Consider the following 25,725-nt stretch of genomic DNA (forward strand, 5'->3'; position numbering starts at 1 on the left):
TTCGAGGTTCTTGAGAATATGGGCTTTTTTTTAGGCCGCGGAAATCCTATAATAGAAATAGTACAGATGAGTACAGAATAGATAGGATGAGGTGTAACAGTTATGGACCATATATTGCAGGAGACGTCAACAAAGCATGAACAGATCTTAAAATATATCGAAAGCTTGAAGATAGGCACCAAAATTTCAGTAAGAAAAATTGCGGAAAAGATGGAGGTCAGCGAAGGAACCGCTTACAGGGCGATCAAGGAAGCGGACAATCTGGGCCTGGTCAGCACCAAGGAAAGAGTCGGTACCGTGCGCGTCGAGAAGAAGCTGCGGGATAATATCGACAAGCTGACGTTCGGTGAAGTAGTGAATATGGTGGACGGAGAGGTGCTCGGAGGAAGCGGAGGATTGCATAAGACGCTGAACAAGTTCGTGATCGGCGCGATGCAGCAGGACGCCATGATGCGTTATATCGACGCGGGAAGCCTTCTTATCGTCGGGAACCGGAGCAAGGCCCATATGTGTGCGCTGGAGCAGGGGGCGGGCGTTCTGATCACGGGGGGATTTACCACAAGCGAGGATGTGAAAAAGCTTGCGGATCAGCTGGAGCTGCCGATCATTTCGAGCAGCTACGATACGTTTACGGTAGCATCCATGATCAACAGAGCGATTTACGACCGGCTGATTAAGAAGAAAATACTGCTCATAGAAGATATCGTGCCGGCCCAAATGCAGGTTTATGTCATGAAAGGCCATCAAACGCTGAAGGATTGGCAGCAGCTGCATGAGCAGACGGGGCATGGCCGCTTCCCGGTAGTCGATGAGTGGAACCGCGTCGTGGGCATGATTACTTCACGGGATTTGATCGGTGCGGAGCCGGAGCAGACGATCGACAAGCTGATGACGCGCAATCCGTTAACGGCAAGCCCGAATACCTCGGTCGCTTCCGCAGCTCACATGATGGTATGGGAAGGCATCGACCTGCTGCCTGTCGTTGATGCAAACCGCAAGCCGCTCGCAGTAATCAGCCGCAAAGACGTGCTCAAAGCGATGCAGCATATTCAGCGGCAGCCGCAGAACGGGCAGACCTTCGAGGACCTGATCTGGTCCGGCTTCAGCGAGGAGCGGACGAAGGACGGTCAGCTGACGTTCCGGGGCCTGATCACCCCGCAGATGATTAACCAGCTCGGCACCGTCTCGGAAGGGGTGCTCACGATTCTTGTTATCCAGGCGGCGTATCACGTTGTGCAGGATATCAAGAAGGGCGATCTTGTGATGGACAACATGTCCTCTTATTTCGTCAAGCCGGTGCAGATCGACAGCGAGATTCACATTATTCCCAAAATTATCGAGGTCAGCCGCAAGTTCGGCAAAATTGAGGTGGAAATTTACCATGCGCAGACGCTGGTTGCCAAAGCCATGCTGACCACCCAATTTATCGATCAGCTGTAGCCGGATTCACCGGAAGCATGGGCTTACTGCTGCCGGCTGAAATGGCTGTGATTGCGCAGTCCCGCGAACAGATTGAACATGCCGAGCAGGAAGCAGACGATGCCGAATACGCGGCGGGTATTCGAATCTGTAAAGAAGAACAGCTGCGAAATCGCAATGACGATAAGCATCAGGCCCATGGCGATGTTCATACGGGAAGCATAGATGCCGCGAAGCTTGGGCTCCTGGCTTCTTCTGGACCGGAAGCTGTAAAATACCGAGAAGGCCAGGGTAATGACGATTAGCGCGGGTAAAATGATCTGGGTCAGTTCCATTGCAAAGGCACATCCTTATATTCGTATCATTCAAACCTGTTCTAACTTTACCCATTTTTCGGCTGAAAATCAATGAACCGGCGGGTTGTCTTTCATTCTTGTTCGCTTCATTAAGAAGAGGCTACATGGTTGTCCGTTTGAATTCTTCAGCAAAGACCCATACCTTAAGCTCCGTCTGAATCAGAAGCATCGTTTTCATATTCACCATATAATCTTTGTCGAGAATGCCGCGGTACGTTTTTTTGGAGAGAAGGCTTTGATAGATATGGGGAGATTCCGCGATCACGGAAATTTTTTGCCCCTTGATCACTGCCAGGTCATTCCGTACGCGCTTTTCGATCTCCTGCTCCGTCACCTTGTCCAACGGATTTAGGGGACTCGACTCCACGACGACGTCGATTTGATTAACGACACTTTGCTGATTTCTTGTTTTTTTGTATGTGTTGTTGTCAAGCATCAGCTTTTCGTTTTCGGCAATCAGCTCGCGATTTTCAATCAGAATTGTATTGAGCTGTTGATGATAAATGCTCAGAAACAGGGCGCTGCCTATAATGATGCCCGCGATGAGAAGTCCGGTCGATTGCAGCAGTCCCTTATAGCTTTCAAACGGAGGCACTCTCAATTGGAGTCGCCTCCTTTGCATATCCAGTAGATGAGAGAGGTACCCGACTGAGCCCCGATAAAAGCGAATACAATCAGCAGAATTTGTTTGATCGCCGGTGAGATGTAGCCCTCTGCCAGGTTGCTTTCGATGAAGCGGATCGGATCGATCGTCCCCCCTACGGCGGCAACGAGCGCCCAGATTTTGATTTGCTCGGAAATGTGCAGCATTTTTAGTGTAGGGGGCTCCATCATGAGCACGGCGGCAATGCCTCCCAGCATGGAACCGCCCAGTACAACTCCGAAGGCAATAAAGAAATCCAGCACGCATTTCGTCAAAAAGTTAACCACTCCGTTCTCCTCCTCATCCCGTTTCAAGCGAGCGAATAAGCCTTACTTGTCTAATGTATGGTACAAGTGTTCGCATTATGATAAAATAAAGAGAAATTTTACTAAGCAATCTAAAAAGCAGCAACGGTCCCGCAAATAAGCAGGCATGTCAAGCGTATGACGGGGATTTTGAGGGCTGACTTACAGAGAATCAAGGGAGGCGGCGCAGGTGAGTGATTTTGTCCATCTGCATGTACACAGCGAATACAGCCTGTTGGACGGCGCGGCGCGTATCGACGATCTGGTAGGCCAGGCAGCCCGGCTCGGGATGAAAGCGTTGGCGTTAACCGATCACGGTGTGATGTACGGCGCCATACCATTTTATAAAGCGTGCAAGCAGCACGGGATCAAGCCGATTATTGGCTGTGAGGTGTATTATACGGCAGGCTCCATTAAGGAAAAGGGAAGCAGGCAGGAGCAGCCGATCTATCATTTGATTTTGCTGGCGAAGAACGAAACGGGTTACCGGAATTTGATGAAGCTCTGCTCCATCGGGCATCTGGAGGGCTATCATTACAAGCCGAGAATCGACGCCAAGCATTTGGCTCAATATTCGGAAGGGCTTATTTGTACCAGCTCGTGCCTTGGCAGCGAGGTTTCACAGCATTTGCTCCATGAGCGGTACGAGGAGGCGATGCAGGCGGCCAACCGGTACCGTGCCATCTTCGGCGACGACTTCTTCCTGGAGCTTCAGGATCACGGGCTGCTGGAGCAAAAGAAAGTGATGCAAAGCATGCTGAAATTAAGCAAGGACACCGGCATTCCCCTCATTGTGACCAATGATGTTCATTACGTGCGGGAAGAGGATGCGAAGGTTCAGGATATTTTGCTGTGCATCGGAACGGGCAAGACGGTAGATGATCCGGAACGGCTGAAATTTCCGTCTACGCAGCTCTATTTGAAAAGCGATGAAGAGATGAGGCGGATGTTCGCCCACGTGCCGCAGGCGATCGAAAATACTCGGATTGTGGCGGACCGGTGCAATCTGGAGCTCGAATTCGGCCGTTCGATCCTGCCGCGTTTCGAGCCGCTTCCCGAGCATGCGACGGCGGGGAGTTATCTTGCCGAATTATGCCGCAAGGGGCTTGAAGCCCGTTATGCGCATCTGCCGGAATGGAATGACGACAGCTACCGCAAGGACGTGGAGGAGCGGCTCGCTTATGAGCTGTCCATCATCGACCGGATGGGCTTCTCCGATTATTTCCTGATCGTATGGGATTTCATCCGGTTCGCGCATGAGCATGGCATCGTGACGGGGCCGGGCCGGGGGTCTTCGGCCGGAAGCCTGGTTGCTTACGTGCTGAAGATCACGGATGTCGACCCGATAAGGTACCATCTTCTCTTCGAGCGGTTTCTCAATCCTGAGCGGATTACGATGCCCGATATTGATATCGACTTCAACGACATCCGCCGCGACGAGGTTATCGATTATGTGGTAGGCAAGTATGGTACTGACCGTGTGGCGCAAATCATTACGTTCGGAACGATGGCGGCCAAGGCGGCGGTGCGCGATGTGGGCCGTGTACTGAATCTGCCCTACAACGAGGTGGACCGGGCGGCCAAAATGATTCCGCACCAGCTCGGCGTAACCTTGGCAGAAGCCATCGAGGCCAATCCGGAGCTGAAGGCGCTTGCCGCCAAGCAGCCGAAGACAGCGGAGCTGCTCCAGCTGGCCATGCGGGTCGAGGGCATGCCCCGCCACGCCTCGACACACGCGGCGGGCGTGGTTATCTCGCGGGAGCCGCTGACGCAGTATGTGCCGCTGCAGGAAGGCAACGAGCAGACGGCGCTGACCCAATATTCGATGGAGCATCTGGAATCCATCGGCCTGCTCAAGATGGACTTTCTCGGCCTTAGAACGTTATCGATTATAGAGCGAACTCTGCAATGGGTGAAGGAGCAGAAGGGTGTAGAAATCGATTTTCACAAGGTGCCGATGGATGATCCGGCAACCTATGAGCTGCTGAGCCGCGGCGATACGACGGGGGTATTCCAGCTGGAGTCTCCCGGCATACGGAGAGTGCTGAAGGAGATGCGGCCCAGCCAATTCGAGGACATCATCTCGGTGGTGGCGCTGTACAGGCCGGGTCCGATGGAATTTATCCCTCAGTATATTCAGTGCAAGCACGGGCTGCAGGAGGTGGAGTATCCTCATCCTACGCTGGAGCCCATTCTGGGAGATACGTACGGCATTATCGTATATCAGGAGCAGATTATGCAGATCGCTTCGAAGATGGCGGGCTTCAGTCTTGGCGAAGCGGATTTGCTGCGAAGGGCGGTCAGCAAGAAGAAGCGGGAGGTGCTTGATGAGGAGCGCACCCACTTCGTCAAAGGCAGCGTAGCACAAGGGTTCACCGAAGCGGAGGCGAACAAGGTGTACGACATGATCGTACGGTTCGCCGACTACGGCTTCCCCCGGGCTCATGCTACGGCTTACGGCGTGCTGGCGTTCCAGACGGCGTATTTGAAGGCCCACTATCCCGTCCATTTCATGGCGTCCATGCTGACTGCCGTGATGGGCAGCCACAACAAGGTGGCCGAATATGTCGACGAATGCCACCGCATGGGCATTCCCGTGCTGCCCCCGGACGTGAACGAGAGCAGCATCGCGTTTACGCCCGTCATGACACCGGCAGCAAGGCAGCCTGGAGATGCCCAGGCGGCAGACGATGCCGGGGAGCCCGTACCGGCCATACGCTTCGGACTGGCCGCTGTCAAGAACGTCGGCACGCAGGCGATCGATTCGATCATGAAGGAGCGGAGCAAGGACGGCGGCGCTTACGAGAGCCTGGTCGACCTGTGCCGCCGGGTAGATCTTCGCGTCTGCAACAAAAGGGTGCTGGAATCGCTTATCCAGAGCGGAGCGACGGATTCGCTTCCGGGGCATCGCGCGCAGCAGCTGGCGATGCTGGAGGAAGCGATCGAGGCTGCGGCCAAATGGCGCAAGGAACGTGACGATCTGCAGCTGCACCTGTTCGGATTTGTCGAAGAGGTGAACTGGGAAGTCGAATATCCGGAGATTCGCCCCTTCACGATGACCCAGCAGCTGGAAATGGAGAAGGAGCTGCTCGGCCTGTACATATCCGGCAGTCCTCTCGATGATTATGAAGAGCTGCTGCGCCAGCTGGAGCACGATCCGCTGCATTTCCTCCAGGAAATGCCCGACCATAGCGAAGTCATAGTGGCCGGCATGGTGCTGTCCAGCAAGACGATAGTGACCAAGAAGGGGCAGCCTATGGCCTTCATGGAGCTGGAAGACCGTGTAGCCAAGGTGGAGGTAGTTCTGTTCCCGGAAGCTTGGAAGCAGTATGCCCCATTGGTGCAGAAGGGCAAGCCGGTGCTGGTCCGGGCCAAGCTGCAGCAGGGGGATGAGGATGTCAAGCTGCTGGCGGACCAGCTGTTTGCGCTGAACGACCCGGACCTCCGGTTCAAGGCGGTGCGCAGGCCCGCTCAACAGCCGGCCGCAAGAAATACGCAGCAGCAGGCTCCGTCCTCGGCCAAGAGCCGCCCCGCGCCTGCCCCGGCCCCTGCTGCAACCGACAGGCCAGTGAGCCAAGGATCCGCTGGGCCGCAGCAGCGTGAGAGCAGCCGTCCGGTCCGGACGCAGCGCGTGTATGTCAAAATTTCTGCGGACCACGAGCAGCCGCAGGTGCTTACCCGTCTCAAGGAGCTGCTGCTGCAGCATGAAGGGCCGCTGTCCGTCATTTTGTATTACGAGAAGAGTCAAAAAACGATCAGCTTAAGCGATCAATTTAAGGTCAAGCCTTCTCCCAAGCTGTTTCAAGCTATGGAGGAGCTGCTTGGTAAAGATACGGTAAAAGTGAAATAATCGGCGCTTCCTCCGCATACATTTAGTAACCCGGGCTGTCTTACGGCTTGACCGAATAAGACACGTTAAGCGTGAACCGGCCGTATCGTCAATCGGTCCGCCGGAATCACGGTAAGGAATACGTTCGCTATCCTTATAGCTTGTCCCTATGCCAGCGTACTGGACAGCGGAACGATTCCCCTTGGTTATTAGCTGGCTATGGAGGAGGCGTTGTTTCATGTCACATCAGCACATTGTGGAATGGTTGGAAAATCGGGGCGTTACGATCGAGAGGATCGCCGATATCGTTTTGAAGCTGCAGCTGCCTTACAACGCTCAACTGAAAAAAGAAGATTGCATCGAAAGCGTTTTGGCGATTCTGAAAAAACGCGAGGTTCAATATACGCTGTTTACCGGTATTGCGCTTGATGAACTAGCGGAAAAAAAGCTTCTTCCTGAGCCGCTTCAGTCTATCATGGAGCGGGATGAGTCTCTTTATGGCGTTGACGAGACGCTTGCGCTCGGCATCGTTCATGTCTACGGCATGATCGGCTTGACGAGCTTCGGCTATCTGGACAAAGAGAAGCTGGGCATTATTCGCGAGCTGAACGATCACTCGACAGGCATTCATGTATTCCTGGACGATCTTGTGGCGGGACTAGCTGCAGCGGCTTCTGCCCGCATCGCCCACCGGCATCAGGACGAGCTGGACCATTCAACGGTTTCTCCAGCCTCTCCTTCTGCGTCGAATGCGGTACAGGACGGGTCTGACGCCCCTTCAACCGGCACCTCCCGTGCTGACGACGACGCAACCTCCGAACCATAAACTTCGAACAGTTCCTGGATCGAACAGGGGTTTCTGAACTATATGCAGAAGCGGGGGATGCCCGGCTTCTCTTCTTTTTTTCACCACAGGATAAAAACGTGTGCGGACGCCTTGAACCTTTCTTGCGGGGAAAAGAGAAGATATGATATCATTAGTGCATTATGTTCGGGAGGTCTTTTTTCATGTGGACCGTTATTTATATAGCTCCTACAGCAAAAATTGCAGACAGAATCAAGCAGAAATTGACGGAAGAGGGCTTTCTGGTTCAAGTACGGGCCATAAACATGACGAAAAATCAGTTTGAAATTTTAGTCCCGGAAGGTGAACTTGAAGAAGTTCAAGATGTGCTGAATTCCATATTGCATAGGTCTTAAGAACCGAATGGATCACATTTGAACTCTACGCAAGCGAGGTGTAATCGTGTCATTTATAGATTTGTTTCAGAAGAAAAGAAAGTACGCTACCATTCCAAGCGCGGACAGGTCTGTCACACGAGCAGGTGACGGCGGTGACTTATTGCCGGAGGATAAGCCGAAACGGGAAATTCCCGAGGGCTTGATGAACAAATGTCCGAAATGCGCTGCGATTCAATTTACTAAAGAATTGGACAAAAACTTGAAGGTATGTACCACATGCGGGTATCACTTCAAACTCAGCGCGGTCGAACGCATTCAGATGATTATGGATGAAGGCCGCTTTTTTGAATATGACGCCGAGATGAGCTCGGAGGATCCGCTTGAATTTCCGGATTATGTCGGCAAGTATCGTAAAGCCGTCGATGCGACTGGCATGAACGATGCGGTGATCACAGGCGAAGGAACGATTGGCGGTTTTCCTGTCGTTGTAGCTGTCATGAGCTTTGACTTCATGGGAGGCTCGCTTGGCTCGGTCGTCGGTGAGAAAATTACGAGCGCTATTGAGCATGCAATGCAAAAGCAATATCCGTTAATTATTTTCTCTACATCAGGCGGCGCCCGCATGCAGGAGAGCATTCTCAGTCTGATGCAGATGGCCAAGACAAGTGCGGCTTTGGCTCAATTCAATGAGCAGGGCGGCCTTTATATCTCAGTCATTACTGACCCTACGTTCGGCGGGGTTTCGGCCAGCTTTGCGATGCTTGGCGACTTTATTATTGCCGAGCCCGGGGCAGCATTCGGATTTACAGGCAAACGCGTCATCGAGCAGACGATTCGCCAGAAGCTCCCCGACAATTTCCAGACGGCGGAGTTCAACTTAAGTCATGGGCAGGTAGACATGGTAGTTGTACGCAAAGAAATGAAAAACACGCTGACCCGGATACTGGATCTGCATGTTGTGAAGGGGGATTTGGCAAATGGCCGGTGAATTGCCCTTTGAGCAGCCGCTATTGGAGCTGAAAGCCAAGATTGAAGAGCTGCGCAAGTTCGGCGCCGAGAAGCAAATCGATTTCTCGGACGAAATCGCCCGTTTGGAGCAGCGCTACGAGCAGGAAGCCGAGAAGGTCTACAGCAATTTGACGACGGCGGAGAAGATGCAGCTTGCCCGTCATGCACAAAGGCCGACGACGCTTGATTATATCCAGCATATTTTCACGGATTTTATGGAGCTGCACGGTGATCGTCATTACGGTGACGATCTGGCCATTGTAGGTGGACTGGCCCGCCTGGACGGAATTCCCGTTACCGTAGTCGGTCACCAGAAGGGCAAGGATACGAAGGATAACATTGCCCGCCATTTCGGGATGCCGCATCCGGAAGGCTTCCGTAAAGGCTTGCGTTTGATGCAGCAGGCTAACAAATTCAAACGCCCTATCATTACGTTCATCGACACTCCGGGGGCTTATCCTGGAGGCGCTGCGGAAGAGCGGGGACAGAGTGAAGCGATCGCCAGAAACTTGATGGAGATGGCTTCCTTCGGTGTGCCGATTCTCTGTGTCGTTGTCGGCGAAGGCGGCAGCGGCGGTGCGCTTGCGTTAGGAGTAGGGAACCGCGTATTTATGCTGGAAAATGCGATCTATTCGGTGAGTACGCCGGAAGCGGCCTCGTCGATTCTGTACAAGGACGCGTCCAAAGCAGGGGAAACAGCGGCGGCGATGAAAATCACCGCGAACCATATTCATGCTCTCGGCGTCGTAGACGGTGTCATTCCGGAACCGCGCGGCGGCGCGCATCGCGATGTAGCCCGCCAGTCTGAGCTCATTAAAGAAACCTTAACAAAGCATTTGAAGGAGTTAATGCAGCTCTCAGAGAAAGAATTGATCGAAGATCGCTATCAGAAATTTAGAAAAATCGGTAGGTTTACTTACATTCAGGAGGGTAATCACAATCATGCGTAAAACCAAAATTGTATGTACGATCGGTCCGGTGAGCGAATCGCTTGACATGTTCAAGAATCTCATCAATGCCGGAATGAACGTCTGCAGACTGAACTTCTCACACGGCGATTTCGAAGAGCACGGCAACCGGATCCGCAACGTGCGCCAGGCTTGTAAGGAGCTTGGAAAGAATGTAGCGATTCTGCTTGACACGAAAGGCCCGGAAATCCGTACAGGCAAACTAAAGGATGACCAAAAGGTCGAATTGATTCAGGATAACTTTATTACATTAACGACGGAAGACGTGCTGGGCGATGCCGATCGCATCTCTGTCACTTATAAAGATTTGCCGAAAGACGTGAAGGTCGGTTCCACGATTTTGATCGATGACGGTCTTATCGGCTTGGAAGTCGTAGACTTGACGAGCAAGGAAATCAAATGCCGTATCGTGAACGGCGGCTTGTTAGGCGGCAAGAAGGGCGTTAACGTCCCAGGCGTTAAAATCAATCTGCCGGGGATTACGGAGAAGGACGCCAACGATATTATTTTCGGTATCGAGCAGGGAGTTGACTTCATCGCTGCTTCGTTCGTGCGCAAAGCGAGCGACGTCATCGAAATCCGCGAAATTTTGGAGCGTCATAATGCGACGCACATCCAGATCATTTCCAAAATCGAGAATCAAGAAGGCGTTGAGAACCTGGATGAGATTCTCGAGGTGTCCGACGGCCTGATGGTTGCGCGTGGTGATCTTGGCGTTGAGATTCCTGCCGAAGATGTGCCGATCGTGCAAAAAGCGATGATCAAAAAATGTAACCAAGCCGGTAAGCCGGTTATTACCGCAACGATGATGCTGGATTCCATGCAGCGCAATCCGCGTCCGACTCGTGCGGAAGCAAGTGACGTGGCCAATGCGATCTTCGACGGTACCGATGCAGTGATGCTGTCCGGTGAAACGGCTGCAGGGAAATATCCGATCGAATCCGTTATGACGATGGCCAAAATTGCCGAGCGTGCAGAGACGGCCTTGGAGCACCGTGAAATCTTTATCCGTCAAAGCAATGCTCAACAAAGAACGGTTACGGAGTCGATCAGCCAGGCTGTGGCTAACTCCGCTATGGATCTTGATGCCCGTGCGATCTTGACGGCAACGGAGAGCGGCTATACGGCACGGATGGTATCCAAATACCGCCCTAAAGCGCCTATTATCGCCGTAACTCCTAATGAGCAGGTGCTTCGCCGCTTGTCGCTCGTATGGGGTGTCGTTCCGGTTAAGGGTGAGAAATGTGAAACGACGGACGAGCTGTTCGAGCTTGCCGTAGACAGCAGTGTCAAAGCGGGCTTGGTCAGCTTGGGCGATACGGTTGTTATCACAGCCGGCGTTCCCGTGGGCCGCTCCGGAACAACGAACCTGATCAAGGTACATCAAATTGGCGAAATGATTGCCAAAGGTCAAGGCATCGGAACGCAAATCGCAACAGGCAAGGTTATTACGGCCCGTACTCCGGAAGAAGCGAACGCCAAGGCTGTAGAAGGCTGTATTCTTGTGACCCTTACAACGGATAAAGAATATATGCCGGCTATTGAGAAGGCTGCAGCGATCATCACGGAAACCGGCGGTATTACCTCTCATGCGGCAGTGGTCGGTATCAGCTTGAGCAAGCCGGTTATCGTCGGCGTTGAGGGCGCTTTGGGATTAATCAGTGACGGCACAGAGGTATCCATTTATCCTGAGGTCGGTGTCATTTATTCCGGCCGTGCCCGCGTATTGTAAAAAGAAAAGAGGCTTGTTAGGCAGCAGGAGAAGGACAGGCCTGCTCCAAGCAAGCCTCAACCCCGGAGTGAAGTCGACGTCATAATCGGTTTCACTCTTTTTTTATCAGCAAAGCAGGTTATATCCGTTACACGCGGGTGAACAAGGAATAGTCCGCGACCAAGCCAAATTTTAAAAAAAAGGCCATAATAGCATAGTGGGAGGGAAAGCATGACTCCATCCGCATGGTTTGAACATACGATTAGAGTTCGGTACCAGGAAACGGACCAGATGGGTGTCGTCTATCATGCCAATTATTTGAATTGGTTTGAAATCGGAAGGACCGAGCTGATTCGGGCACTAGGCATGCCTTATCAAAGAATTGAAGAGCTGGGGCTGCTGCTGCCTGTTATTGAGGCCGAGCTGAAATTCCGATTGCCCGCGAAGTATGACGATCTGATCACGATTCGTACCCGAATAGAGGATTTCACTCATTTGCGGCTGCAGTTTGCCTCCGAAATACGCCGGGGCGAAGAGCTGCTGGTCAGCGGCGGAACACGGCACGTATGGGTGAATAAAGCCTGGAAGCCTACCAGAATCGATAAGGCTGCGCCGGAGCTGTATGCGCTGCTTCAAAAACAAGGCTGAATCGGAATACATAGCGCGTCTTTACATAAAATTTACAAACAACCTAATCTCCGATGACAATGTCGAACTACCATGAAGAAAGTAGAATGAAAACGGTAAGCCGTTGCTAGAGACGGATAGTTTCATTTTCGAAAACGGGCGAATCTGATGGAGGTTAAGTGATCCTATGAAAGAGATGACGCAAAGAGAAAGAGAAGCATCATCGAATTATTTGAATAGAGATTTAAGCTGGCTTGAATTTAACTGGCGGGTCTTGGAAGAAGCACAGGATGCGGAGACGCCGCTCCTGGAACGAATCAAATTTTTATCGATCGTATCGTCTAATTTAGATGAGTTTATGAGTGTCCGGGTCGCAGGAATCAAGGACCAGATTAAGGCAGGCTACGTAAAAAAGGATTTCACAGGCTACACCCCGGCAGGCTTGTTCAAGCGCGTCATGAAACGGTCTGCCAAAATGGTAGCGGAGCAGTACAAAACGTATCGTGATATTTCGCGGCAGCTGGCCAAGGAAGGCATCATGTTTACGGAGTACGAGGACCTGAATTTGACGCAGCGCAAAGCGATGGATGAATATTTCCATGAGATTATTTTTCCTGTGCTGACTCCTATGGCGGTTGACCAGAGCCGGCCTTTTCCGCTTGTTCATACCCAGGCGCTTTATCTGGCGGTCGTCCTTATGAAAGAGGGAGAGGATCCGGACAGCGAGCCTTATTTTGCCATTGTTCAAGTGCCATCCAATTTATCACGCTGCATAGAGGTTCCGGTTCGTACCAACAGCAAGAAGCATGAGTTCGTCCTGCTGGAGGAGCTGATCGAGCAGCATATTCAGACGCTGTTCTCCGGCTATATCCCTATTGCCGTGAACGGCTTCAGGCTGACACGGAACGCCGATCTGACGCTGAACGAAGAAGGCGCGGAGGATTTGCTCGAAGAGATCGAGAAGGAGCTGAGACGGCGCAGATGGGGCTCTCCTGTCCGTTTGGAGGTCCAGAAGGGCATTCATCCCTATGCCCTGGATCAGCTGCAGGAGGAGTTCGAAATTTCGGACAACATCTTTGAAATTGACGGGCCTTTGGATCTGACCTACTTTATGAAGCTGTCCGGCTCCTTGAAGGGCTACGATCATCTTCGCTTCAAGCCGGTAGAGCCTGTCTATCCAGCGGAGCTGATGGATACGGATGACGTATTCGAAACGTTAAGACAGCAGGATGTGCTCGTCTACCATCCATACGAATCGTTCGATGCCATGACGGACTTTATTTGCCAAGCGGCTTATGATCCCCAAGTGCTGGCGATCAAAATGACGCTCTACCGGGTCAGCGGCAACTCGCCGTTAATCCAGGCGTTGGCGAGCGCAGCGGAATCGGGTAAGCAGGTGACGGTTGTCGTTGAGCTGAAGGCCAGATTCGACGAGGAGCGCAATATTGCTTGGGCACGCATGCTTGAACAGGCGGGCTGCCATGTCGTCTACGGGCTGGTCGGCTTGAAGACCCATGCCAAGATCACCTTGGTCGTTCGCCAGGAGCAGGAGGGGTTACGCCGGTATGTGCACGTCGGCACAGGCAATTACAACGATAACACGGCAAAGCTGTATATGGATGTCGGCCTGTTTACTTCCCATCCGATCATCGGCGAAGACGCCTCTGCTCTGTTTAACGAAGTGACAGGCTATTCGGCGCCGCATAACTGGAAAGCGTTCGGCGTCGCTCCTACTGATTTAAAGGATAAGCTGTTTGAGAAAATACGCCGAGAAGCGGCTCATGCCTCGATGGGGAAGCCGGCTCGAATCATCGCCAAATTCAACTCTTTGTCCAATCAACAGATGGTCGATGAGCTGTATGAGGCTTCCAAAGCGGGGGTTAAGATCGATTTGATCGTGCGCGGGGTTTGCTGCCTGCGTCCCGGTGTGCCGGGACTCAGCGAGAACATTCGCATCTTAAGCATCGTGGATCGATTCTTGGAGCATTCGCGCATTATCTATTTTGAGAACGACGGAGACCGGGAGGTTTATATCTCCAGCGCGGACTGGATGACGAGAAATTTGACCCGCCGCATTGAGCTGATGTGCCCGGTATTTGATAAGGATATACAGGAGTCCCTCATACGTATTCTGGAGCTGAGCCTCAACGATAACGTCAAGGCCAGGCAGCTGCAGTCCAATGGAATGTATGAACGGGTAGTCAATGAGGATAAACCGCTGAGAAGCCAATTTGAGGCCATGAAAATCAGCTCATGGAAGAAAAAGCATCACTTCCATCTAACGTAAGCTTCAGGCCCCATATTTTTTTAAAGTCTTTTTGCAAAGCCGCGACCTCACCGTATTCCACGGAGGGGTCGTGTTTTTGTTTCACTTGAAGCTGCAGCTTGTTATCCGGTGTAACGGCCGCCTCCAAGGAAGTGAAGACTTGAGTTTCCGAGCTGTCCAGCGCAATGGCCAGCTGCAGCAGCGTGCCGAGCTTGATGATGAGGTCACAGTCGGATTCCTGCAAAACTTCCTTGTATTGAAGGCAGATTTGCTGGGTTCTGCCTTTCGTTTTGAATGCCGCAATGGCCGCGCAGAGCAAGGTTTCCCGATGACTCAGCCCATCCAGCCTCGAATTGGCGATCATATAAAAGGAGTGCTTGGAGAACTGGTAATACTGGAACGATACACCGATCCGATAAAGCAGCGCCGCGATACGAAGGCAGGTTCGGCTGCTATCGTCCAGCCCATGCAAGCCTTGAAGGGCGTCGAACAGCTCCGTGGCGAAGTCAGCTACCTGCTCCAGATGCTCCGGAGGAACGCAGGAATGAAGCCCTAGCAGATTGCGGGCGCTTCGTTCGGCCAAGCTGCACGGCGAATGCTGACTGGACAGGTATGATTCGTAAAACAATCCGTCCCTAAGCCCCGCGCCGCTGATGATATAATGGCTTGCTCCGCAGGCTTCATACAAAGTGTGCAGGATCGTCAGCCCCGGCACAATGATGTCGTACCGGTCCTTGGAAAGTCCGTCGACCTTTTTTCTTTTATCTGCAGGGAGCGAGGGCAGCCATTGCATGAGTTCGTTCATATCCTCCGCCGACATGGCGTAGTTATGCGTAAGGGGAAGCGGGTATTTCCGCTTCTTTTGATTGATTTTGCACAAGCTTCGTATCGTGCCTCCCAAGCCTATCATGGGAAGCCCCGGATGCTCCATGATCCAGGGCTCGCTTGCGACAGCTTGCTGGACCATATGACGGATGCCGTTAATTTGCTCTTGGGTGAACAGGTTTCCTGAAGCGAAACGGGCCGTAGTATTCACCGCGCCAAAAGGAAAGGATACGCTTCGTTCGAGCTTGCGGTTACGGAACAAAGAGACCTCTGTACTGCCACCGCCGATGTCCACCAGGAGACCATGCTCTACGTTCAACGCATGGATCATGCCCAAAAAGCCGATTCGCGCTTCATCCTCTCCGGACAGCAGCTCGACGGTCATTCCGCTTCGTTCCTGTATCATATCGATAATTTGCCTGGAATTCGCGGCATTCCGAATGGCCGCCGTTGCTGCCGCCCGTACTTCTGTAACATGATAGGAGCGGCAAATCGTTTGAAAATGAAGCAAAATCCGAACAATAAATTGTATGTTATCTTGAGAAAGTGTATTATCGGCGTCAATCCGTTGGCTCAGTCGGGCCGATTGCTTGAACTCTCCAATTACTCTATAAGCATGAGAAGCGTTGATTTCATATACGACAAGTCGAATGGAATTGGAACCGATATCGATGATGCCGATTCTGCGGGTAGCAGGCATAGGATTCCTCCGTAGGCTTCATAGTTTCAAATAACATTATTTTACCATCGTTTGTCTCCGGAGCAAAATGTTTCTGAAAACGGACTTCTCGCTTGAACGAGAACACTTTTTCATTGGAAGTGATAGGAGTTTTGCACTTTTTTCGCAAATAAACATAAAATAGCAGCAACCCATAATGTTCAATCATTTTCCTCTGCCAAGCGGAGGCTTTTTTGGCTGCTTTCCTTTTTATAAAAAATAAACCCTCACTCCTTTGGGAATGAGGGTTTACTCTGCCATAATCGAATGGATAAGATTCCGAGGTTATCGGATGCGGCAATTTTCGAAGTAAAAGGCTCCATTTTGTAGGGATACTTTTCAGATATTAAGGAGCTGTATGAGTAGATGCAGTCAGAGACGAATAGGTGATACTTGCTGTGGTTCCAACTGCAAGGACAACCCCGCTCACAGTCACCTCTATGGCATAGGTATGCGTTCCAGGTGCTAAGGATGCAGCGAAATACGTAATCGGAATAGAGCGACTGATAGTTAGAGCTCCAAGAAGAGTAATGGCAAGAAGCTCAGAACTAGCTGCTGTTGCAACAGCAACACTATCTTGAAGTAAGGTTACAGTGAATGTAGGGTTTAATGCAGCAGCGAGTACAGCTGTAAAGCTAAGGTTTACGGTTACCATACCGTCAACAATGACTTGGTTAGCAGCGGCTGTGACAGGGACAGCAATCGTAACAGCAGTGACTGGAGTACCCGCAGCAGTAATTGCGGTAGGTACTGTACCTTGAGCGCCTGTTGCTGCAGAACCTGGCCCGGCAGGTCCAGTGGCACCAGTAAGCCCTGTAGGTCCTGTGGGTCCGGTTGGCCCTGTAAGTCCAGTTAGTCCAGTAAGACCGGTTAATCCGGTGAGACCTGTTTCACCCAATTTTCTCATCTCCTTTCATTGTTTATACAGCATGATATGCTAAGAGATTCTAATTGATAGGGTGTCTGCATTACAGCATGTACCTATTTTTGCTAAAACGGAACAACTGACATAAAAAGAGCAGGTTATGCTTTGCTAAAAGCAATAACCCGCCGCTATAAGTTTAGTCATCTTCTTTAGATTGGGGCAATTTATTCGATGAAGTGTCTGATAGGAAGGCCAACTCGTTAATGGAATAGTTAAGTCGTTTACCAAAGTTTATTTGATTCCGGATTGTCTTGTTATTTACGTGACTGGAAGCACCCAATTTATCCTTCTTAATCGACCTTTTACCGTTTCTTTGTTTCTTATTTTTCATTGGTTTTATCCTTTTTTAAGAATTTACATTCGTTTTATTAATACGCTGACAACTTCGCTATGGTGACTAAAAACGAGTCTGTATACCATGCAGTGACGATTTTGTAATGTATGCGCGAAGCTCATGCACCGGGCAAGCTTTTTTATGATAAAGGCGACAAAGGGGAGGGATGCTTCTGTAGTGCTCTTATCTCCCGCAATTGGACAAGGTGTTGTTTCAGGAATCATTATGCTATTATTGGAAAGACTAAAATCCAGTGCCGTATCGGTTTTTGAAACTTCTTGACTCATGGGAAATTCCCTGTGAATACAGAGATAGCATATGTTTATTGTGCTGATAATGAACTTTTATGTCCAAATTTGTTTCCTTTGTTCGTTAAATCATTTATAGTAGAACTATAGAAGTTCTCTATAAGTGAACAACTTCACTTATATGCATGGACGTCTTTTCCATGTATAAGTTATTTGCTTGCACGCATAAAAGCAAGTACAGACCCTTGGTCGGGGATGCTTCGATACGTTTTTTTCAGAACCATGATCTATGGTATAGTAACTATATGAACTTGATCGCAAAGGAGAGATTGCTTTGACTGCTACTAAAGGATTAGAAGGAATTGTTGCTACTACGTCCTCCATCAGCTCCATTATTGACGGTGTTCTCACCTATCGTGGGATTGACATTGATGATTTGGCTGAAAACGCAAGCTTTGAAGAGGTTGCTTATTTGCTGTGGTACGGCAAACTGCCGAACCGCTCCGAATTGGCTCAACTGGTGAAAGACCTGAATACTTACGCTCCGGTTCCAAGCCAAGTGATCGAGCAAATCAAATTGTATCCAAAGGATACGAACTCTATGGCAGCTCTTCGTTCGGCAGTATCTTCTTTGGCGCTTTATGATAAAGAAGCCAATGATATGTCGCAGGAGGCTAACCTTCGCAAAGCGATTAAACTGCAAGCTCAGATCCCTACGATCATTGCAGCATTCGCCCGCATTCGTGAAGGCAAGGAGCCTATTGCTCCTAAGAGCGACGCTACTTCCGTAGCACAAAACTTCCTGTACATGCTGATCGGCAAAGAGCCGGATAAAGTGGCCGTTGAAGCGTTGGATAAAGCGCTGGTTCTTCACGCTGATCATGAGCTGAACGCTTCCACTTTTGCAGCGCGCGTAACGGTTGCTACCTTGTCCGATATTTATTCCGGTGTAACATCGGCTATCGGCGCTTTGAAAGGACCTCTTCACGGCGGTGCGAACGAAGCGGTTATGGCTATGCTGGAAGAAGTCGGTTCCTTCGAGAATGTAGAAAGCTACATCAACAACAAGCTCGAAAACAAAGAAAAAATCATGGGCTTTGGTCACCGCGTATACAAAAACGGCGATCCTCGTGCGAAGCACCTGCAAAAAATGTCCCAAGAGCTTGGCAAAATCACCGGCAACATGAACTGGTACAACATGTCCATCAAAATCGAAGAGATGGTAACCGGACAAAAAGGCCTGAAGCCAAACGTAGACTTCTACTCCGCGTCTGTATACACATCCTTGGAAATTCCGCGTGATTTGTTTACGCCGATCTTCGCCATCAGCCGTACATCCGGATGGACAGCTCACATTCTGGAGCAATATGAGAACAATCGCTTGATTCGTCCTCGCGCAGAATATACCGGTCTTTCCAACCAAAAATACATTCCGATTGAAAATCGTTAATCGATTATCAATAAAGAGCTAAGCAAGCAGCGGGTTGCTGCAGCGAGAGGGTTCCTCCTCCTCTAAGGAGCGGGGACAAGCGCTGCGGCTCCCGTTCAATTTTGTATTTATTTACCACCATTTTAAGGAGGCAAACAAAGAACATGGCTCAATTCGAAAACTACACACAGCCGACAGAAGGCGAAAAAATTACTATTGTTAACGGTAAGCTGAACGTTCCAAACAACCCTATTATTCCTTTCATCGAAGGTGACGGAACAGGCCCGGACATTTGGGCGGCTTCCAAACGCGTTCTTGACGCAGCAGTAGAAAAAGCATACAAAGGCGAAAAGAAAATTGCTTGGTACGAAGTTTTTGCCGGCGAGAAAGCATTCAATAAATTCAACAACTGGCTGCCAGCTGATACGTTGACAGCAATTCGTGAATATATCGTAGCAATCAAAGGCCCATTGACAACGCCAGTTGGCGGCGGTATCCGCTCCCTGAACGTTGCTCTTCGCCAAGAGCTTGACCTGTACGTCTGCTCCCGTCCGGTTCGTTACTTCAACGGCGTTCCGTCCCCGGTAAAACGTCCTGAATTGGTTGACATGGTTATTTTCCGTGAAAATACAGAAGATATCTATGCAGGTATCGAATGGGAATCCGGTTCCGCTGAAGTGAAAAAAGTGATCGAGTTCCTGCAAAAAGAAATGGGCGTTAAGAAAATCCGCTTCCCAGAAACTTCCGGTATCGGCGTAAAACCTGTATCGTCCGAAGGTTCCAAGCGTTTGATCCGTGCCGCTATCGAATACGCTATTCAACACAACCGTAAATCGGTTACCTTGGTACATAAAGGTAACATCATGAAATTTACTGAAGGTGCCTTCAAAAACTGGGGCTATGAGCTGGCTGAGCAAGAGTTCGGCGACAAAACCTTCACTTGGGCTCAATACGACAAAATCAAAGCGGAGCAAGGCACTGACGCTGCTAACAAAGCGCAAAAAGACGCTGAAGCTGCAGGTAAAATCATCGTAAAAGATGCTATCGCCGACATCGCTTTGCAGCAAGTATTGACTCGTCCTACTGACTTCGACGTTATCGCTACATTGAACCTGAACGGCGACTACTTGTCCGATGCTTTGGCAGCGCAAGTTGGCGGTATCGGTATCGCCCCAGGAGCTAACATTAACTATGTAACAGGACACGCTATCTTCGAAGCTACTCATGGTACGGCTCCGAAGTATGCTGGTCTGGACGTAGTAAACCCAGGTTCCGTTATCTTGTCCGGCGTTATGATGCTTGAGCACCTGGGCTGGCAAGAAGCTGCTGACCTGATCTACAAAGGTATGGAAACAGCTATCAACAACAAAACCGTTACTTACGACTTCGCTCGTTTGATGGAAGGCGCAACTGAAGTTAAATGCTCCGAGTTCGCTAACCAAGTTATCGCTCATATGGAGTAAGAGGGACCAACCCCCTAAATCCCCCTTTGTAAGGGGGACCCCAAGGAATACGCCCCCTGGACGACGTAAAGTTGTCTAAGGAGAGGTAGAGGCGGATGGAAGCATGGCAAGTGTATGGACCGCGTTTGTCCCGGAAGCTTGAGCTAACGCCAAGCATCCCGCGACACGCTACCAGGTAGAGCCTGAACCAACCCCCTAAATCCCCCTTTGTAAGGGGGACCCCAAGGGTTACGCCCCCTGGACGACGTAAAGGTTGTCTAAGGAGAGGCAGAAGTGGATGGAAGCATGGCGAGTGTGTGGACCGCGTCTGTCGCGGAAGCTTGAGCTGACGCCAAGCATCCCGCGACACGCTACCAGATAGATATGATTGTGTGTGCCTCAGATTCTTTGAGGCACATTCTTTCTACTCTGGACGAGGGAAAGGTTAATCTTGATTTGTGTATTTAAACGTGAACTAAGGACTTTGGGAATGTGCCGGAGAGTTTACGTGCCGCCTTTGAAAGTGTGTTCCCACCTTATTGGTCTAATCAAAGAACACACTTTCAACAGCGGCCGGAGGCACATCCCAAATCCGAATAACACACGGTTACATACACAAACACCAAATAAACTTTCAGGAGGCTATACTCATGGGAATCAAGCGTAAAAAAATTACGGTTGTCGGCGCTGGTTTCACTGGTGCGACTACGGCGTTGATGCTGGCTCAAAAAGAACTTGGTGACGTAGTATTGCTGGACATCGCACCTTTGGAAAACCCTACAAAAGGGAAAGCATTGGACATGATGGAAGCTTCCCCGGTCCAAGGGTTTGACAGCAACATCGTAGGCACAGCCAGCTACGAGGACGCAGCCGGATCCGATATCGTGATCATCACGGCAGGGATCGCCCGCAAGCCTGGCATGAGCCGCGATGACCTCGTGAACACGAACGCAGGTATCGTAAGATCCGTTTGCGAGAACGTTAAGCAATCCTGCCCGGATTCCATCGTGATCATCCTGAGTAACCCTGTGGATGCCATGACTTACGTAGCCTACCAAACGTTGGGCTTCCCTAAGAACCGTGTCATCGGTCAATCCGGTGTCTTGGATACGGCTCGCTACTGCACATTTATCGCTCAAGAGCTGAATGTATCCGTTGAGGACGTACGCGGCTTCGTATTAGGCGGCCATGGCGACGACATGGTTCCATTGGTTCGTTACTCCAACGTTGGAGGCATTCCTATCGAGAAGCTGATTCCAGCTGACCGCATTGAAGCTATTGTGCAGCGTACCCGTACAGGCGGCGGAGAGATCGTCAACCTGTTGGGCAACGGCAGTGCATACTATGCGCCTGCAGCTTCCTTGGTTCAAATGACGGAAGCCATCGTGAAAGACAAGAAACGCATCCTTCCTTCCATCGCACTGCTAGAAGGCGAGTATGGCTACGAAAACCTGTTTATGGGCGTACCAACTTTGCTCGGCGGCGACGGCATCGAGAAAATTTTTGAGCTGGAACTGCTTCCGGAAGAGAAAGCAGCTCTGGACAAATCCGCCGAATCCGTACGCAACGTCATCAAAATCGTTACGGGCTAACGGACTCGAATAGAGCCTATCATCCATCCAATAACCAGTCGGGGACTCGTCCCTGGCTGGTTATTTTTTTGCCGACACTCGTTAAGTGGACACCATTGCATAGGTTGGAAAATGATGCTATTATACATATGACTGACTCATCAGTCATAAATGGAGAGCTTGATTTGTAAGAGGGGGATGGAGTGTGGGAGAGGACAAGAAATCCAATATGATTGAAGCCGCACTGAAGCTTTTTGAAGAGCAGGGCTATCATCAGACGAAGGTTTCGGATATTGTTCGGGAGGCAGGCGTTGCTCAAGGAACATTTTATTTGTATTTTCAAAGCAAGGAGGATTTGTTCAGAGAGATCGCCGCATCGTGCCTGGAGGAGATTTCAGCGGCGCTCAAGCTCGGCCCGGACGAATCCTGCGAGGATGACGGAGTGTTTTATTGGATGATTCACCGGGCATTAACGGTCTATTATCAGAACCGGACGATTCTCCAGATCTTGTACCGTAATGGAGTAGCTTCCCAGGAGATTAAAGATATATCGGACGCCTTTTATTATGAAATGATGCTGATTATTAAAGGGCATATGATGGAAGCAGGAGATGCACCACAATTTACGGAGGAGCAGCTGGAGATAGCCGCCTTTTCCAAAATCGGGATGGTCGAGATGGTCGCCTATCAATGGTTCGTCGTTAAGCAATGCGGTCCGGAATATATTGATGCCATAACGGAAGCTATCGTGAAATCGGATTGTCCGCCAGGCATGAAAACGGAAGTGAGCGCGGAATGATCGACAAGCTGATACGATACCGCAAGGTGACGCTGCTGTTTTTTATCATGGCTGTTCTTATTGGTATTGTGAATATATTTACTTTGAAGCAGCGGGAGAATCCGGAGGTTGACCTGACGGTGGCTTTGGTGAAGACTGTGTATCCAGGAGCGTCACCGGAGAAAGTCGAGCAGTTCGTAACGCGCCCGCTCGAAGAAAAGATCAAGGAAATGAGCGATATTTCAGTTCTCAGCTCCACTTCTATGGCTAACGTGTCCATTATTAACGTAGAGGTGAAAGCCGACACGGATATTAAACGCGCCTGGGATACCTTGAAGCAGAAGGTACAGTCCGCCGAGAGCGAGCTGCCGTCCGAAGCGCATAAGCCGGAAGTGAATGATGATTTAAGCAAGATAGCGGAGCAAATCCTGCATTTTACCGTGGAAACTCCCGATCAGCTGGAGCCGCTCAGACCGACGATGGAAAACTGGAAGAAGCAGCTGGCTACGATTAGCGGAGTAAGCAACGTGGACATTGTGGGCTTACCCGATCAGGAAGTGGCGGTCGTTCTGGACACCGAGAAGATGGATACGTTCCATCTGCCTTGGAGCATTGTCGCGCAGGCGCTCCTGAACGGCCATGACCGAGTTCCCTTGGGGACGGTAAATAAAGACAGCAAATCCTACTACGTCAACTTGGGCGGGGAATGGAAGTCTGCCGAGGATATCGCCAATACGGAATTACTCGGACTCCCTAACGGCAAGTCCCTGAAAATAAAGGATGTAGCGGATGTCAAGCAGCGCCCTAAGAAGACGGAAGTCAGCGTGCTCCATAATGGCAAACCTACTCTGGATATTGTTATTAATGCGGAGAAAGGGACCGATATTCCGGCTCTGCAAAAGAGAATCGACAGCAAAGTGGCGGAGCTTAAGACGCAGCTTCCCGAGCAGGTGACCTTAAGCTCGCTGTTTTCGCAAAAAGAGAGCCTCGATCATTTATTCAAGGAATTGGGCCGAGAGCTGCTCATAGGGATTGCCGTAGTTATTGTAGTTTGTTCACTGGGCCTGACCTTCGGAACCTCGCTGATCGTAGCGCTTGCGATCCCTATATCGATTACGGTTGGCTTTATTCCCGTAGAGGCGCTGGGGATTGACCTGAACCAGATCACGATTGTAGCTATTGTCATTGTTCTTGGGATTCTGGTCGATGATGCTATCGTAGTCAATGATAATATCCAGCGGCGTCTTCAGCTGGGCGACGATCCGGCCAAAGCGTCTTTGGAGGGCAGCCGGGACGTAGCCATTTCGATTCTGACCGCGACGATTGCCACTGCCGCTGCATTCATGCCGCTGTTTTTCCTGAAAGGCAATATCGGAAGCTTCATCCGTCCTCTGCCCGTCGTTATTACGTTGACCCTCGCTGCCTCTATGGCGATGTCGCTGACCATCATTCCGATATTTCGTCAGTGGGTCGGGGAACGGGTATTGAAGAGAGGCAAGGCATTACATACAGGAAATACGGCGCCGGGCTTGTTAGGCAAACCGATTCAGAAGCTCAGCGCGCTGTATGGCAAGCAGATTTATAAGTTTTTAAAAAGGCCTTTACTAACAGGGCTTGTAGCGCTGTTAATCGGAACAAGCAGCTTCGGATTGCTGCCGCTGCTGGGGGTACAGTATTTTCCTCCGGCCGAAAAGGACGAAATGCTAATCGATTTCAAGCTGCCGACCGGCAGAGTATTCGCGGAGACGGAATATACGCTAAGTAAAGCGGCCGATTGGATGCAGAAGCAGAAGGGCGTCGTATTTGTATCGGCATACTCGGGCAGCTCGACCCCGCGGTTCTATTATTCGGAATCCGACATGTCAGGAATCGAGCTAGGGCAGCTATTCGTCAAAATCGATCCGAAGGTCATTCGCACGAAGGAAGTAATTACCGAATGGAGACAGCAGCTGAAAGCGATGTTTCCGGAGGATGTGGAAATTACGCCTCGTGAGCTGGAGCAGGGACCTCCGGTAGGAGCCCCTATTGCGGTAAGAATCAGCGGCGATGATCTCGACCAGCTGCGCCAGCTGTCGGAAGAGGTGAAGGGGATGCTGGCCCGTATTCCGGGTACGGTGAGCATTTCGGATGATGTAGGCGTCGATATGAACACGATTGAGATCAAGGCGGATCCTGACAAGCTGAGATTGTTCGGGGTAAGCGACAAAGATCTGTCCCAGACGCTGAGAATAGCAACAGAGGGTCTGAAAATTACGACGCTGCAGCAGGGCAAGGAGCTGTTGGACGTATCCCTTTACGCCAAGGAAAGAAATGCCAATCCTGTAGACACGATGGGTAAAATGTATGTTCCTGCGCAAAACGGCGGAACCGTGACGGTGCGCGAGCTGGGCGATATTCAGAGCAGCAAAATGATGAAGCAGATACATCACCGTAACCAGACACGAACGATCATTGTCCGCAGCTATGCACAGGACCGGCTACCTGACGAAATCGTTAAGGATTTGAAGGCCGACATGAACCAATATAAGCTTCCGGCGGGGTACACCGTAGAATTCGGAGGCGAGAACGAGGAGAGGAACGACGCCTTCGCTTCGATAGGCAAGCTGTCTATAGTCGTCGTTTTGCTCATTTACATTATTATGGTCATGCAGTTCTCCTCCTTATCGATCCCGATTCTCATACTGTCGACGGTGTATTTGGCCGCCGGGGGCGCCGTTATCGGATTATTTCTTTCGAACTCGCCGATCGGCTTCATGGCCCTGATGGGGCTGGTCAGCTTGGCTGGCATTGTGGTGCGAAACGGTATTATACTCATCGAATTTATCGAGCAGGCCAGAGAGCATGGCTTACCGCTGTATGAAGCGGTGGCGGAAGCGGGTAAGGCGAGACTCAGACCGATCCTGCTAACCATGGCAACTGCTATCGGCGGCTTGCTTCCTATGACCATCATGGGCGGTAACTTGTGGAGGCCGATGGGGATAACCATCATTTCGGGCTTGATTTACTCGACCCTGCTAACCTTGATTGTGGTGCCGTCCCTGTTCGTCATTCTGGCCAAATGGCGTGATAAACGAGCTGCCAAAAAAGGCGTTGCCGTTCACAATTAGGGATGAAATATGTGCCAAAACAGCTGCCAACATT

At 50.8% G+C, this 25,725-nt stretch carries 18 protein-coding genes and 1 pseudogene; 14 read left to right on the top strand and 5 right to left on the bottom strand.

Going from position 1 to position 25,725, the window contains the following annotated elements:
* Positions 1-102 precede the first annotated feature (102 nt).
* The gene (locus B1728_RS01445; protein ID WP_079908395.1) at positions 103-1,440 is read left to right on the top strand and encodes a DRTGG domain-containing protein; all 1,338 of its coding nucleotides are present in this window, start codon (positions 103-105) and stop codon (positions 1,438-1,440) included.
* A 23-nt stretch (positions 1,441-1,463) separates the two neighbouring features.
* Here B1728_RS01445 and B1728_RS01450 read toward each other — a convergent pair whose 3' ends face one another.
* The 3 genes from B1728_RS01450 to B1728_RS01460 form a co-directional block, all read right to left on the bottom strand.
* The gene (locus B1728_RS01450; RefSeq protein ID WP_079908396.1) at positions 1,464-1,754 is read right to left on the bottom strand and encodes a YtpI family protein; all 291 of its coding nucleotides are present in this window, start codon (positions 1,752-1,754) and stop codon (positions 1,464-1,466) included.
* A gap of 121 nt (positions 1,755-1,875) precedes the next feature.
* On the bottom strand, positions 1,876-2,370 hold the full coding sequence (locus B1728_RS01455; RefSeq protein WP_465263662.1) for a sporulation membrane protein YtrI: 495 nt from the start codon (positions 2,368-2,370) through the stop codon (positions 1,876-1,878).
* Positions 2,371-2,372: 2 nt separating this feature from the next.
* The gene (locus tag B1728_RS01460) at positions 2,373-2,705 is read right to left on the bottom strand and encodes a YtrH family sporulation protein (protein ID WP_079908398.1); all 333 of its coding nucleotides are present in this window, start codon (positions 2,703-2,705) and stop codon (positions 2,373-2,375) included.
* A gap of 208 nt (positions 2,706-2,913) precedes the next feature.
* Between B1728_RS01460 and B1728_RS01465 the strand changes: the two genes are divergently transcribed.
* The 8 genes and pseudogenes from B1728_RS01465 (at position 2,914) to B1728_RS01500 (ending at position 14,335) form a co-directional block, all read left to right on the top strand.
* Positions 2,914-6,573, top strand: a complete 3,660-nt coding sequence (locus B1728_RS01465) for a DNA polymerase III subunit alpha (RefSeq protein ID WP_079908399.1) — start codon at positions 2,914-2,916, stop codon at positions 6,571-6,573.
* A gap of 217 nt (positions 6,574-6,790) precedes the next feature.
* Positions 6,791-7,255 (top strand): annotated as a pseudogene (locus tag B1728_RS01470) (phosphatidylglycerophosphatase A family protein); the annotation flags it as partial.
* A gap of 305 nt (positions 7,256-7,560) precedes the next feature.
* Positions 7,561-7,752 carry a hypothetical protein gene (locus B1728_RS01475; protein ID WP_028548091.1) on the top strand — a complete coding sequence of 64 codons (192 nt, stop codon included), beginning with the start codon at positions 7,561-7,563 and terminating at the stop codon, positions 7,750-7,752.
* A 46-nt stretch (positions 7,753-7,798) separates the two neighbouring features.
* Positions 7,799-8,722, top strand: coding sequence for an acetyl-CoA carboxylase, carboxyltransferase subunit beta (gene accD, locus B1728_RS01480; protein ID WP_079908401.1), 924 nt, complete (start codon positions 7,799-7,801; stop codon positions 8,720-8,722).
* Complete coding sequence (gene accA / locus B1728_RS01485; protein ID WP_079908402.1) at positions 8,712-9,692, top strand: acetyl-CoA carboxylase carboxyl transferase subunit alpha; 981 nt, start codon at positions 8,712-8,714, stop codon at positions 9,690-9,692. The genes accD and accA overlap by 11 nt, the downstream gene beginning before the upstream one ends.
* The gene (pyk, locus tag B1728_RS01490; RefSeq protein WP_079908403.1) at positions 9,685-11,442 is read left to right on the top strand and encodes a pyruvate kinase; all 1,758 of its coding nucleotides are present in this window, start codon (positions 9,685-9,687) and stop codon (positions 11,440-11,442) included. Before accA ends, pyk begins: the two co-directional genes overlap by 8 nt.
* Before the next feature lie 210 nt (positions 11,443-11,652).
* Positions 11,653-12,069 carry an acyl-CoA thioesterase gene (locus B1728_RS01495; RefSeq protein ID WP_079908404.1) on the top strand — a complete coding sequence of 139 codons (417 nt, stop codon included), beginning with the start codon at positions 11,653-11,655 and terminating at the stop codon, positions 12,067-12,069.
* A gap of 166 nt (positions 12,070-12,235) precedes the next feature.
* Positions 12,236-14,335: an RNA degradosome polyphosphate kinase gene (locus tag B1728_RS01500; protein WP_079908405.1), complete on the top strand. Its 2,100-nt coding sequence runs from the start codon at positions 12,236-12,238 to the stop codon at positions 14,333-14,335.
* Here B1728_RS01500 and B1728_RS01505 read toward each other — a convergent pair.
* On the bottom strand, positions 14,295-15,839 hold the full coding sequence (locus B1728_RS01505; protein WP_079908406.1) for a Ppx/GppA phosphatase family protein: 1,545 nt from the start codon (positions 15,837-15,839) through the stop codon (positions 14,295-14,297). The two genes, B1728_RS01500 and B1728_RS01505, sit on opposite strands and share 41 nt — an antisense overlap.
* A gap of 364 nt (positions 15,840-16,203) precedes the next feature.
* Positions 16,204-16,755, bottom strand: a complete 552-nt coding sequence (locus B1728_RS36055) for a hypothetical protein (RefSeq protein ID WP_179135839.1) — start codon at positions 16,753-16,755, stop codon at positions 16,204-16,206.
* A 943-nt stretch (positions 16,756-17,698) separates the two neighbouring features.
* Here B1728_RS36055 and citZ point away from each other — a divergent pair.
* The 5 genes from citZ to B1728_RS01540 all read left to right on the top strand — a co-directional run bounded on the left by citZ (position 17,699) and on the right by B1728_RS01540 (position 25,691).
* Positions 17,699-18,814 carry a citrate synthase gene (gene citZ / locus B1728_RS01520; protein WP_079908408.1) on the top strand — a complete coding sequence of 372 codons (1,116 nt, stop codon included), beginning with the start codon at positions 17,699-17,701 and terminating at the stop codon, positions 18,812-18,814.
* Between the two features lie 143 nt (positions 18,815-18,957).
* Positions 18,958-20,256 (top strand): NADP-dependent isocitrate dehydrogenase, encoded by a 1,299-nt coding sequence (gene icd / locus B1728_RS01525; RefSeq protein WP_079908409.1) that lies wholly within the window; start codon positions 18,958-18,960, stop codon positions 20,254-20,256.
* 629 nt (positions 20,257-20,885) lie between these two features.
* A complete protein-coding gene (gene mdh / locus B1728_RS01530) occupies positions 20,886-21,827 on the top strand; it encodes a malate dehydrogenase (RefSeq protein ID WP_079908410.1) in 942 nt (313 codons plus the stop codon).
* 184 nt (positions 21,828-22,011) lie between these two features.
* Positions 22,012-22,605 (top strand): TetR/AcrR family transcriptional regulator, encoded by a 594-nt coding sequence (locus tag B1728_RS01535; RefSeq protein ID WP_079908411.1) that lies wholly within the window; start codon positions 22,012-22,014, stop codon positions 22,603-22,605.
* On the top strand, positions 22,602-25,691 hold the full coding sequence (locus tag B1728_RS01540; RefSeq protein WP_079908412.1) for an efflux RND transporter permease subunit: 3,090 nt from the start codon (positions 22,602-22,604) through the stop codon (positions 25,689-25,691). The genes B1728_RS01535 and B1728_RS01540 overlap by 4 nt, the downstream gene beginning before the upstream one ends.
* Positions 25,692-25,725: the final 34 nt, after the last annotated feature.

It is taken from the genome of Paenibacillus sp. 32352 (assembly GCF_002042965.1).
In the GTDB taxonomy this organism is placed as follows: domain Bacteria; phylum Bacillota; class Bacilli; order Paenibacillales; family NBRC-103111; genus Paenibacillus_S; species Paenibacillus_S vulneris.